The sequence below is a fragment of the Bacillus sp. N6 genome, from assembly GCF_052805735.1.
Genome location: NZ_CM127843.1, coordinates 3,107,541 through 3,120,908, shown reverse-complemented (window position 1 = coordinate 3,120,908; position 13,368 = coordinate 3,107,541). Strand labels below are relative to the sequence as shown.

Below are 13,368 nucleotides of genomic sequence, written 5' to 3'. Positions count from 1 at the left end.
TTCATAGTTTATCATGGGTGTATTCAAAGTGATGAGGTGAGCAAAGAAGATAAAAGGAAAGATTTCATTGTAGCTTAAGTGTGGAGGTAACATGTCTATTTTGTTAGTAGTAAACAAATTTAGTAGCTTATTGTAATGAAATAAAAAAATGTAGGAGGATATAAATGATAAAGCCAGTTGTAGATGTAAAAAACATTCAAAAATTGTACGGTAAAAAAGGTGAGAATCAATCACACGCATTAAAAGGTGTATCATTCTCAATTCAAGAGGGAGAGTTTGTTGGTATTATGGGGCCTTCTGGTTCTGGTAAAACAACATTATTAAATGTAATTTCAACGTTAGATAAAGCGACAGGCGGCGTTGTTGAAATTGCAGGAACGGATATTACGAGGATGAAGCAGGGTGAACTTTCTGATTTTCGTTCACAAAAGTTAGGATTCATTTTCCAAGACTTTAACTTATTGGAGAATTTATCTATCTATGAAAATATCGCACTCCCACTTTCACTTCAAGGTGTTTCATCTCGTAATATTGGAAAGAAAGTAGAAAAAGTAGCTGATATGTTAGGCATTACAGCGATACTTCAAAAATATCCTTCTGAAGTATCTGGTGGACAAAAGCAACGTTCCGCAGCAGCACGTGCGTTAGTTCATGAACCAGCAATTATTTTGGGAGATGAGCCGACTGGAGCTCTAGATTCTAAAAATGCAACGAGTTTACTTAATGCCATGACAAGCTTAAATAAAGAGCAAGGTGTATCCATTATGATGGTTACGCATGATCCTTACAGCGCAAGTTACTGTCAACGTATTTTATTCATTCAAGATGGTGAGTTATATAAAGAAATTCATCGCGGTAGTACCCGTGAAGAATTCTATAAAGAAATTTTAGATGTGCTTGCAAACTTAGGCACACAAAAAGCGTAAGGAAGGAAGTTCAATCATGTTATTTAAGCTTTCTATGTCAGGCCTAAAAAGTAAGTTGCAAGATTACATTGTTTTACTTGTTGGTCTTATTGTCTCTATTTCAACTTTTTATATGTTTCAAACGCTAGCATCCAATAAAACGTTCCTTGAATCTAACTCTTCTATTAGGGATATTGTGGCTGTCTTTAAAATTGGTTCCGTTTTGTTAGCGATTATCACATTTTTCTATATTTTATATGCAAACTCTTTCTTATCAGCTCTTCGTCAAAAAGAATTTGGTATGTATATGATGTTAGGAGCAAAAAAGCATAAAGTTACCTTACTTATGTTCATTGAAACAATCATATTAGGTGCCACCTCTCTTTTGATTGGAATTACAATTGGTGTAGGACTTGCAGAAGGTATCGGTCAGCTATTAATGAAACAACTCGAGTTTGCTGGCGAAGGTTATAAAGCATTTTATCTGCCATCTATAGCTATTACTTGCATCTTTTTCTTTGCACTCTTTGTATTATCTGCAATTATGAATAGTATTAAATTATCTCGTATTTCTGTACTGCAACTTGTACATGCTGATGAACAAACAGAACGTGTTGCCATAAAAGGAAAAATGACAGTTGTAGTTGCATTCCTTGGTATTCTTTTATTGGGTATTGGTTATGCATCACTTATTTATATATCATATGCAAATTCGCTAATTGTTTTGGGATTAATGGCTGTTGGATTAATCTCAGCAACCGTTGGTACTTACCTTATATTTGGATCACTTCTTCCAGTTATGATTAACAAGTTAAAGAGTAATAAAAAACGTAGTGAAAAAGGCCTTAATGCTTTTACTTTTGCACAATTAAATTTCCGCATTAATAGTCTAACAAATGTGCTTGCAACAGTAGCAATTTTAGTGGCTCTTGGTGCTGGTGGAATTGCTTGTGGTATGGCATTTAAAAACAACATCCTAAAAATTACAGATCAAATACAAATTTACGATTCAGTTATTCATAATCCAACAGCGGAAGAAAAGACAATTTTGGGTAGTATCTTATTTCAAGAAAAACTTGAATATCATTACAAAGTTGATGATAGATATGTTTATTATCTTAAAGAAGATGTAGAGAAAAATCGCCCTTTCTTGCAAGGTATGAAAATAGAGAAAGCTTCAGAGGAAATACCAATTGGTGCATTTTCAATAAAACGGGCTGAAGGAGAGACAGACACAAAACAATGGATTCAGGCTTTCAGAACAATCCAGCCAAATTATTTATATCCTGATTATGAAATGAAAATTGTAGACTATAACATATACAATGGATTGAAGGGTAAAGAAAGTATTGTGTTTATGGGGAAAACAGATGATTTTGGATCATACATAAAAGAATGGAAAAAACTTGATGAATTACAGATAGCAAAATATAAAAATGTGAAAGCGGAAGAATTGGGTAGTAAGTATCAAACATATATTATGAGTCATGATTTTGCCAGCGGACTAATGTTTATGGGTTTCTTCGTTGGAATTGCATTTTTAGCAATGATGGCAAGCTGCTTAATGTTTAAAGTTCTGTCGGGAGCATCAAAAGATGTAACACGTTATCAAATGCTTCATAAAATTGGTGTTCGCCGAGAGTTATTAACAAAATCAATTTATAAAGAGTTATTCTTCATATTCTTATTCCCAGCAATTGTAGGGATTACTCATATATTAGTTGGTATGAACATGTTTAGCCCTCTTGTAATCGATCCGTACTCTCGCATTTGGTTACCACTTGTTATTTTTGTAGTAATTTACTCGATGTATTACTGGATTACTGTTCAATTATTTAAAGGAATTGTACTCCCTAAAAAAGATTAATGTAATGATGTTGTTTATCCCGCATTAACGGGCAGCACGATTGGTGAGGGCTCATAATCAGTGGGGGATGAACAAACCCCACTGATTAAAGTTTCACTTTATCTTTTACTGTACCTTGTAACTACATTTTGCCTTGCTGTAGAGAAACAAAAAAACATTTTTCTTATTCAATAATTCCAATTTCTAGAGCCTTTTGAACAGCTTCTTCTTTGTTGCGGACTCCCAGCTTTGTATAAGCTGTGGAAGCATAATTTCTGACCGTACCATTCGATAAATATAACCTTGATGCTATGGTAGTGTATCGAAGTCCCTTTGCTACTAGCTGCAATATTTCTATCTCCCTAGCTGTTAGCTCATAAGCGGTTGCTTTTGATTGTGGTGTCTCTTTTTGCTCATCAAATTTCTCAAATATTTTGTGAGACATTCCCTGATCAATCAGTGTCCCACCTTTGTGAATAAGTCGGATCGTATTAGCTAGCTCCAATGTTTCAATGGATTTGAGTAAAAAGCCATCCGCACCGTTGCGAAGCGATTCCAACGCCTGTTCGGTATCCTGAAAAGTGGTAAAAATCAATATGCGGATATGTGGCCATTGTTGCTTAATCTTTTTGGTTGCTTCGACTCCATCCATGTGCTGCATATCTAAATCCATAAGTATAACATGGGGTTGAAGGCGCCCACACAAATCGATGGCTTCATTGCCATCCTCGGCCAAACCGATTACATTTAAATCTTCATATCTATCGAGTAGTGTCCTCAAACTTTCCCGAACAAACGGCTGGTCGTCTACAATTAACAAACGAATAAGTCCATCTTTTATTTCAGTTTGGCGCGGTATGGTACATGTAACAAGCATTCCTTCATCTGGCTTTGTATATACAGACAATTGGCCTTGCAAATTCATTGCTCGTTCTTTCATTGCATTCATACCAAAGCCTTCTTGCCATTCTACATTTCCTTTTCCATTATCTTGAACTTCTAATCTCGTATATTGTTGTTCAAACTGCAATGAAACTATAATTTCAGTTCCTTGACCATGACGTACTGCATTCGTAAGGGACTCTTGTAAGCAACGAATGAACGCTATCTTCGCTTGCCGAGACAATTCATATTCCTCTCCGTATACCCGAAAACTTACATTAACCTGAGCGTGCTCCTGAAATTCGGCTCCAAGATTTTGTAGAGATTGAATTAAGGAAGGCGATTGACACGGAGACTCCATTTGATGTAGGTAACCTCTCACGTCCTCGATGCTTTTACGTCCCATTTCAAGCAGAGAATCTAGCCTCTGTATACCCATTTCAGTAGCAAGTTCGGTGCGCAACGTTTCCATCCCCATAATAATAGAAGTATAAGCGTGACCAACTGTATCATGAAGCTCACTTGACAGTCGGTTTCGTTCTTCCGCCAGTGTAATGCGTTCAATCTGAGACATATATTGCTCAAGTACCGCGTTTTGTTTACGAATTGATTCATTTTGCTTATGATTGACGATTAATAAATGAAAAGCGAAGCCCATTACATATGCGAATCCATAATAGGTGACCATAACCCAATAGCTATTACTTGGCGCAACCGCATAGAAAATTCCAGTTGTTATAAAAACCGTTATTGGAGCTGTCCAATAATAGGACAAATGCTTACTATTCGCAGCAATTAGAAACACTGATATAAGAAATGTGTTGTAAGCCCCTGGAAATAATGAGGTTAAATATATACATAGTCCACCATACAGCAGTATTTCTGTGAACAAATAATATTTATAATTGAATAGTAAGGCTACCCATGGAACAGAGAAGGCAATAATTTCCCAAAGAATAATAATCCAAAGTGGTAATGTTAAACCATCCTGAAAATTTAATGTAGCTAGAATGATAGACACACTAGCAAGTAGGCGTACTCCTAACATAATCCAATCATACCAAAACCAATACTTAACCATATCTAACAAGTCCTTTACCCCCTAAATAGCCTACCATTTTACTTCCTATATAATAATTTAATCCTTCCTGCCTTATTATACTTTTTAATTTAAAACTACGATACTACTCACAGACTGCAAACTTCTATTGATTTAGTTGCCGAATCATACTACGTGTATAGCCCCCAATTTTCTTTGTCAAACCATCGACTATTCTAATACTTATGGCGGTAAATACTATACCCATAAACATTACAAAGAGTGACTTGGCAAAAGTATCTATTTGTATAAATATAATATTCATATCGATGTATCGATACAGTAGTGGTGCCAACAGGAACATAAGTGGCATTACGTAAAAAATGATTGCACTAATGAGACTGAAAATGCCAATCGTAAATTTCTGCATTAGCCAATAGACAGCACACCAAGTGCGACGATCTGTTAGCACTAATTTCACCTGAGACCAGTTCGATGTATCCATTGTTATACTTCTATCGTAAGAGTCTGTTGAAATATCTGTATAAATTTTCGTCTGTATGCGCTCGAATTGGATAAAGGGTGTGGTAGTCTGTAGTACGCGCATAATTAATGGAATCCCAACAACAGTAAATGAAAGGGTTAAACTAAATAGCAGAGCTATTAGGTAAAAACAAAAATAAAACAATCCTGTACCGAAAGTTAGCAATAAAAAATAACCATTATGGATGAATCTTGATTTCATAAAGTTCATCGCTCCTATCTGTGTAATAACCGAATCATACTGCTTTTTTTGTCATTCTCACTAGTGTAAAAGTGTCATATGACAGTTCTAAATGATGTTAAAAAGGGGAGAGCAGCTTACTTCTGGTTAAAAAAGATGCTTTTATCCCGCTATTTACTGGGCAGTAAGACTCCCACCTCAAAATTCAGCGTTAGGTGGGGGCGGGCTGCCGGTAAACGCACGATTGGTGAAGGCTAATAATCAGTGGGGGATGAACAAAAACCTGCTGATTAAAGTTTCACTTTATTAATCCTCCACAAAGCAATCCCGTTCTTACATCTGCAAGAACGGGATTGCTTTGTACTTTTATTTAATATGAGATGGACTTGTTTTTCGAATATGAAAAATAATATCAAATTGCTCAAGCAATGAAGTATCAAAATACACCGAACTGTTCGGGAGGATTTGTCCCCCTATACTTAGTAATGGTCTTTTTGCTTTAACCCATTTTTCTGCTTGTCCTTTAAGGTGACGGTTATCCAATAAAAACATTTTATATGGCACTTTTCCGAGAGTATAATTGAAACTTTTTACATCTTGTGGAATAGTGTCGGTTGTAATCTTACCTCCAGTGGAAGGATCATATTCGCTGTATAAGGTAAAATTCCCCTCCGTAGTTGTACTACCAATTGTGACATAATTATTGTCTAAACGTTCCTTCAAAAACTGCCCCGCAACATAAGGGTATAATTTCTCATCGATAATTCCTTTAGCTATATGAATATTGTGTGCCCATACCATCGTTTTACCACCAAATGTCTCTTGTGCCCACATTGCATGATCGGCCAAGTATTGTTCATGTAGTTTTATTATACTTGGATAGTCGTTAGGGAGTAGCATTGTGGTAAATTTCTCTATTGCACTTGCCGTTGCTTTCGCCCAGATGTACTCGGATGGAATTATTTCTGTGTTGGCTTGTTCATTCTCATCTTTTAGTAATCGGGCTACTCTCTCAGCGTTTGCTTTAAACTTCTCTTTCCTTTCAGGAGCAAGTTTCATATATTCCTGTATACTTCCAGTAAAAGAAGACAATTCTTTATAATTTTCTTCTACTTCTGCCAGCAAATCTGGTCGATGCAGCCTTACATAATCAATTACTTTATTAAAGCTACCTTGGTCCAACGCCTTTAAGTCGAGCCCAATAAATTGGATCTTTTTTTTATTGGATGGATCAGCATTATAATCTTTCATCCACTCAATCATGGCTATAATTTCATCAGTAGGATATAACAATTTTAAAAATTCCCTAGGGTTTCCTTTTCCTGTTTGGATATATTCATTTAGTTTTAAGCCGTTTCCCCAATCTTCTTCCATTGCAAAATTCGTAAAACCCATTTCAGTAACCAAATATTTCACAAGGCGAAACTTCATAGTAAAAATTTCAGAGCTTCCATGAGTATTCTCTCCTAATCCTACATATTGCGCGTTCCCAATCATTTTCTTAAGTGGTTTTAAATCTTCAAATGGTTTTGACGGCTCTATCGTTTTTAATGGGTTAGCCTGTGATTGTATTGATTTAACTATATTTTTTTGGACTGATTGACCTGAATTTTCGACTGCTACAGTTTGAGCGTTTCCTACTTCCGCGCATCCTGTGACTAATAAAGCTGTACTAACCATTGCAATCATTCTTTTCTTATTCATTTTTGCCCACCTCAATTGAATTATTTTTATAAACAAGATTGATTCATGTACTTGCACGAATCAATTGCCTTAATTTAATTGTTATTTATTCCATATCATATTTTCTAGTAACATATTGTCATAAGATTAATTGACACAAGTCATAGGTTAATCATTACACTTTTGTACTATCGGCTATGACAGTTTATAAATAATAATTAAATTGTTGAATCGCAAGTAAGACTAGATTATGAATTTGGGAGGGGTTTTAAAGATGAATGATCTGTATGTCAAAATATTTTTATTCTAAGTTGTAGCTGTTGAAATGACAGGAAGTAAATTTGATAAACAAATGAATAAAAGGGGAAGGGCGGATTACAATGTTATTACACGGAGAAGCATTCCACAATAAAGATAAAATCCATCGTGCTAAAATAGGACTTCAACTTTTTCTAAGTATCTTAACCATTACTTCTATTATTCTAAATGTAGTAGTAATGATTACTAAAAGTATGCCGCTTATTGTGGTATATATGTTTACCCCAGCATTTTCTTCTATTTTGACTCGCATAATATTGAAAGAAGGGTTTAAAGATGTATCTTTTAGTCTCGGTAACTTAAAGATATGGAAGGGGATTGGTTTTGCTCTGTTAATACCTATGATTATATGTGGAATTACTTATTCTATCGCCTGGTTGAGCGGAATTGCGAAGTTTCAGCCCCCGCAAGGTGGTATGCTAGAACCTATTTACAATATACTTGGATTTCAATATCTACCGATACCATTAAGTTTCATTTTTATAGTAGTACTGAGCGGAGTTTTAGGAAGCTTGCTTAACTTAATCCCAGTTATGGGGGAAGAAATGGGTTGGCGAGGTTATATGCTCACAAGGCTAATCGATGCAGAGTTTTCACGCCCGATCCTTATTAGCGGATTGATTTGGGCAACGTGGCATGTTCCAATTGTTATTGCTGGTCTATATGTAGAGGGAACATCTGCCCTACTTTCAGTACTTGGCATCTATTTTTGTATTGTGCCATTCAGTTATATTACAGCTTATTTACGACTTATCACAGGTAGCGTTTGGCCTTCGGTTATCATTCATACTACTTGGAATGCCATTATTCAAGGACCTTTCGCACGTGCAAGTACAGGAGATCAAACTGAGATTTGGATTGGAGAATCTGGTTTGATAACCGCTATTATTATCTTGGCTACTGCAATAATTATGTCTCGAATCGTAAATTTTACTAAATAGCATACGGATGTGTTTTGGATTCCATTAGTGTAATATGAAGATACTGAAATAAAACGCTCCTAAAAATATTAGAAAAATCTAGTTGAACGGACTCTTACTTAATCTTAGGCTGCTGGATATATGGGGGACATCAAGCTAAGGGTTTAATTTATAAAAATAAACTTGATTGTCATAAAAAACATAATGTTTTTCATTTAAAGGCTATGAGATGAAATTTCATCATCTTCATCACGTTTGACCTTCAGGAAATAAAAAGTTAAACGATTATACAAATACTCTAACTGTAAAAACGATAGTCCTTTTATCAAAAATGTAGAAGGACTATCGTTTATTTTTTTGACAAAATTAGGGGTTGATGTTCATAAAAATGGATAATATAATTCGTATTTTACGTAAAGAGAAAAATTTCCCCCTAGAATATTAAGCTAAATCTCTTGGTGTGACGGTTGATTTAAGTTTCACTTTATGACTTGTAAAGGGCTGTTCAATGCATCGTACTATTAAAAAATCTAAATTTAATTATTAAATTGCGATAAAATGTGGTCGGAAATAATGAAATTTTAGGAAAAATAAGGTACACTAGTCTATGATTTTAGTTGAAAATCGTTTGACGTTAATGCATACGGGGGAAAGATTGATGAACAACAATACAACAAATGAATCAGTTGAAGAAATTGATCAAAAACGAGTAAGATCAAAAAAACGTTATACAAATTGGAAGTTTATCGCAGCGGGTATTGGTGTAATTGCACTTCTTATTGGGGGAATGAGTTATTATCAGGCAACTCACTTCAATTCGAATGTTACAATTAATGACACAAAAGTTGGTGGTCTGAGCGCTGATCAGGCAATACAAAAATTAAAGACATCTGGACTAGCAAACAAAGTCTATGTTGATCAACAACAAATTTTAGATGAAAAAGATACAAAAACGGAACTTACGGAAAAAGATTTGCCTCAAGTTAAGAAACTATTAAAAAGTCAGTGGACATTTTTCCCTTCCTCAAAGGGAGAAAATTATTCATTACTACCAGAGAAGGCAGATCAGTATCGTAGTGAAACGATGAAAAAACTTGTAGAAGAAACGCTCATCTCTATGAATGAAAAATTAAAAGCGCCTCAAGATGCTATGGCGAAGCTAGAACAAGGGAAAATTGTTATTTCGAAAAGTGTTGAAGGAAAACAGTATGACGTTACTAGTCTACTGAAAGATTACGATAAGCAAAAATATAAAAGCGAAATTCATCTGAAGTCTGCATACATAAAACCTATTAAAGAAGACGATCCGATTGTCAAAAAAGAGGAGAAAGCACTACAGAATCTTCTTGGGCAGTCTGTTGAGTATAAAGTGCAGGATGAAGTTTATCCTTTAAAAGCGAAAGATTTAATTCAAAATGCCTCTATGTCAAAGGATATGAAAGTTACAATTGATGCGAGTGACATTAAGAATAAAATTACTGAAATTAATAATGCCAAATCAACATTAAATAAAGATTTCTCATTTAAAACGCATTCCGGTTCAGTTATATCAGTAAAAGGGCAAGGCTACGGCTGGGCACTAGATGTTGAAAAAGAAACTAAACAAGTTCAACAAGCCTTTGAGAAAGGCGAAAAGGCGCTTTCTGCTTCTAATATTCACGGAAATGGTTGGGAGAAGGAAGGTATCGGTTATAAAACAACAGCGAATAATGGCATCGGAGACACGTATGCGGAAGTTTCAATTGCAGAGCAACAAATTTGGATTTATAAAGATGGAAAATTAGTCGTTACAACAAATGTAGTAACGGGTAAACATAGCACGGGTGAAGATACATCACCAGGTGTGTGGTACGTCCTATACAAACGAACACCATACACGCTAAGAGGTAGCGCAGTAGGGAAAGCTGATTATGCAGTTAAAGTAGATTACTGGGTTCCATTCACCAATAGCGGTCAAGGATTCCACGATGCCGGCTGGCGAAAAGACTGGGGAAATAATGCTTATTTAACAGGAGGATCAGGTGGGTGTGTGAACCTTCTTCCTAATGTTGCAAAAACTGTATATGATAGTTTGAACACGTATGATCCAGTAATTGTGTACTAAAAAATAGCTACGTATCTAGAAATAAACAAAGTAGGAAATCTTACCTGATGGTATATGAAAAAACACCTCTTGCATTCGCATACTAAGTGTGCAAATGTAATGGAGGTGTTTTTGTTTGAATATAAAAGTGTATTGCTTATAAGAAACAAAGTAGAAAGAGATTAAGAATAAGTATTCAAATAATCAATAAAATTGACAATGAATATCATTTTCACTTAATATAGAATCGTCGCATTTAATTAGACATGAATTTTTTGTTAATATAATAGATTTCTATTAAGTTGTCATATTTACGAACTATCATTAAATATTTTAAGAATTTAAACGTAGGAAAGGGTAATATAAAATGAACTGGAAAAAAGGCGGGTTATGGGTTATTATTTTTTTCGTTGTAAAAGGCACGATTTCTACACTTTTAATCGTTACAGGTGCTAAATATTTTGATTTATCATTTATGCAACTTATCTTATTAATTCTGACCTTATTAGTGATTTCTCTAATAAGTCGAAAGTTACTGTATAGACATAAACAAAACAAAAAGCAAAAAGAGCTAAATATATAATGAAGCCCCAGAGACCAATGGATTTCTGGGGTTTTATTTTGATAGTTTTTTCGCATGTATATTAATTTAACAGAATAGGTTGTCCAAAATGATAAAATCGATGATGTTTAAAATGCGTCAGTTATTTTTACATAAGGATTGTAGAGAGCCTTTGAATCAATCTTTATTCTGAAGCGACAGACACGTATAAATTATGCTCTTTTTTCAATTGGTAGTTTAAATGTAAAAGTACTGCCTTCTCCTAATTTACTTTCAACCGTAATTTCTCCTCCATGTAGTTCGACAATCCATTTTACCATCGACAATCCTAAACCTGTGTTTCCGATGTTTGAAGATGTTCGTGCTGCGTCAACTCGATAGAAGCGGTCCCATATTTTAGTAATATGTTGCTCGCTGATGCCGATGCCATTATCGGAGACTTTACCTATTATGTTGGTTTCATCACGGAATAGTTGCATATGCACAGTTCCGCTCGCTTTACTATAAGCAATCGCATTCGTTAGTAAATTCATTAATAAACGCATCATCAATGTTTGATCTGCTTTAATAAATAGGTCTTCCTCTATATTAGTTGTTATATCAATCGAAGCTTCTTGAACCATTAATGAAAGCTCTTCTACAACGATTTCCGTTAATTCACTCATATTGATACATTCAAATTGGAAAGTATTATGGTTTCCTTGGTCAGCTCGTGCTAATAATAAGAGTTGTGAGATTAGAGCGGACATTTTACGTGATTGTTTTAAAATTACTTCTAACGATTCTTCCATTTCTTTCGGATTATTTCTCTGCGATAAAGCGTATTCGCATTGCGAAATAATAACAGATGTTGGTGTTCTTAATTCATGAGATGCGTCAGATGTAAATTGTTTTTCACTTTCGAATGATGTCTCCAATCGCTCAAACATTTTGTCAAAGGTTTGTGCTAAATGATACATTTCGTCTTTCGGTGAACCTTGTAAATTAATTCTCTTCGAAAGGTCTTTACCATCACCAATTTTACTGGCTGAATCACTCATTTGTTGCACAGGTCGAAACGCCCTTTGCGTAATAAAATATCCTCCGAATGCCGCAATAAGAATAAGTAATGGGAATGAGATGATTGTTACCACGATAAGCGTATTCATCGTTGAGGATAATTGGTTCATAGTCATTATTCCACGAACCCAGACTTGCTCATCGCCGCCTGCATTATGGAGAAAATCATATACTATCCATTCTTTATTGCCGTCTTTAATGGTTTGTATTTCATCGGATTTAAGCGATATCTTTTTATTAAAGCTTGTTGGACTATGTCCTACCAACAGCTCACCTTGTTTACTATAAATGCTTATATTTACTCCATCTTCTAAGGTTTCAAAATCATCGTCAATCTTTAACTGCCCATGCTTATATTCGATATCTTCCATGCTTTCTTTTACTGTGCTCTTTAATTGATCTTTCATATTAAAAAGCAAAACTTTATCTGAAGAAGTTAAAATAAAAGCTAACACGAGTGCCATAATAATTACAATTAGCCCCGTATACCACAGGGTCACTCTCATTTTTATTGATAGTCTTTTCATGATTCTACTCGCAATACGTAACCAGTTCCGCGCACTGTATGAATTAACTTCGTTTCAAACTGGCTATCAATTTTTTTACGAAGATAGCGGACGTAAACATCAATAATATTCGAGCCGCCGTCATAGTCGTAATTCCACACATGTTGCTCAATTTTATCTCGTGTCAGCACAACTTCTTTATTACGAATCATATATTCTAAAATAGCAAATTCTTTACTGGAAAGAGTGATAACTTGGTCTCCTCGTGTTACTTTATGCATATTGCAATCTACCACTAGGTCAGCGATTTCAAACACATTAGATGTATTTCCTGTTTTTCTTCGCATTAACACTCGAATTCTTGCTAACAGTTCATCAAAAGCAAACGGCTTTACTAAATAATCATCCGCACCTAAGTCGAGTCCTGTTACACGATCATCAATTGTATCTTTAGCTGTAAGAAGCAAGACAGGAGTTGCATTATTGTCCGCGCGTAATCTTTGTAATACGCGTAAACCATCTATTCCGGGAATCATAATGTCAAGGACAATCAAATCGTAGGTAGCCATGTTTATATAATCCAGGGCATCTTCTCCATTCCCACATGCATCGACACTATAATGTTCTGCATTTAATCGTTTCACCAATATATTTTGTAAGTCTTGTTCATCTTCGACAATAAGAACTCGCATTAACATTCTCCTTTTCTTCTTATTAATATGTATCACTATAATTCCAAAACATTAAAGAAAGATTAGAAACTAGTTAATTATATCATTTTATCCCGCATTAACGGGCAGTAAGACTACTCCCTCAAAATTCAGTGAATGCGAGGGAGTTA

Annotated in this window: 10 protein-coding genes; 5 read left to right on the top strand and 5 right to left on the bottom strand. The window is 35.0% G+C overall.

Annotated elements, in window-relative coordinates:
- The first annotated feature begins 164 nt into the window (after positions 1–164).
- Both ACUXVC_RS16040 and ACUXVC_RS16035 read left to right on the top strand, forming a co-directional pair.
- Positions 165–926: an ABC transporter ATP-binding protein gene (locus tag ACUXVC_RS16040; protein WP_000595170.1), complete on the top strand. Its 762-nt coding sequence runs from the start codon at positions 165–167 to the stop codon at positions 924–926.
- Positions 927–942: 16 nt separating this feature from the next.
- Complete coding sequence (locus ACUXVC_RS16035; protein ID WP_089171406.1) at positions 943–2,772, top strand: FtsX-like permease family protein; 1,830 nt, start codon at positions 943–945, stop codon at positions 2,770–2,772.
- Between the two features lie 163 nt (positions 2,773–2,935).
- On the opposite strand, the gene ACUXVC_RS16030 is transcribed toward ACUXVC_RS16035, so the two are convergent.
- The 3 genes from ACUXVC_RS16030 to ACUXVC_RS16020 all read right to left on the bottom strand — a co-directional run bounded on the left by ACUXVC_RS16030 (position 2,936) and on the right by ACUXVC_RS16020 (position 7,100).
- Entirely contained in the window at positions 2,936–4,723 is a 1,788-nt protein-coding gene (locus ACUXVC_RS16030) for a helix-turn-helix transcriptional regulator (protein WP_089171405.1), read from the bottom strand.
- A 115-nt stretch (positions 4,724–4,838) separates the two neighbouring features.
- Complete coding sequence (locus tag ACUXVC_RS16025; RefSeq protein ID WP_000842190.1) at positions 4,839–5,417, bottom strand: sensor domain-containing protein; 579 nt, start codon at positions 5,415–5,417, stop codon at positions 4,839–4,841.
- 345 nt (positions 5,418–5,762) lie between these two features.
- Positions 5,763–7,100 (bottom strand): erythromycin esterase family protein, encoded by a 1,338-nt coding sequence (locus ACUXVC_RS16020; RefSeq protein ID WP_001036230.1) that lies wholly within the window; start codon positions 7,098–7,100, stop codon positions 5,763–5,765.
- 359 nt (positions 7,101–7,459) lie between these two features.
- Between ACUXVC_RS16020 and ACUXVC_RS16015 the strand changes: the two genes are divergently transcribed.
- From ACUXVC_RS16015 to ACUXVC_RS16005, 3 genes are all read left to right on the top strand, one after another.
- Complete coding sequence (locus ACUXVC_RS16015) at positions 7,460–8,338, top strand: CPBP family intramembrane glutamic endopeptidase (RefSeq protein WP_098126770.1); 879 nt, start codon at positions 7,460–7,462, stop codon at positions 8,336–8,338.
- A 637-nt stretch (positions 8,339–8,975) separates the two neighbouring features.
- On the top strand, positions 8,976–10,421 hold the full coding sequence (locus ACUXVC_RS16010) for a L,D-transpeptidase family protein (protein ID WP_142947125.1): 1,446 nt from the start codon (positions 8,976–8,978) through the stop codon (positions 10,419–10,421).
- Between the two features lie 346 nt (positions 10,422–10,767).
- A complete protein-coding gene (locus ACUXVC_RS16005; protein ID WP_001104104.1) occupies positions 10,768–10,983 on the top strand; it encodes a hypothetical protein in 216 nt (71 codons plus the stop codon).
- Positions 10,984–11,174: 191 nt separating this feature from the next.
- On the opposite strand, the gene ACUXVC_RS16000 is transcribed toward ACUXVC_RS16005, so the two are convergent.
- Both ACUXVC_RS16000 and ACUXVC_RS15995 read right to left on the bottom strand, forming a co-directional pair.
- Positions 11,175–12,548, bottom strand: a complete 1,374-nt coding sequence (locus tag ACUXVC_RS16000; RefSeq protein ID WP_095690576.1) for a sensor histidine kinase — start codon at positions 12,546–12,548, stop codon at positions 11,175–11,177.
- A complete protein-coding gene (locus ACUXVC_RS15995; RefSeq protein WP_033695812.1) occupies positions 12,545–13,219 on the bottom strand; it encodes a response regulator transcription factor in 675 nt (224 codons plus the stop codon). The genes ACUXVC_RS16000 and ACUXVC_RS15995 overlap by 4 nt, the downstream gene beginning before the upstream one ends.
- Positions 13,220–13,368: the final 149 nt, after the last annotated feature.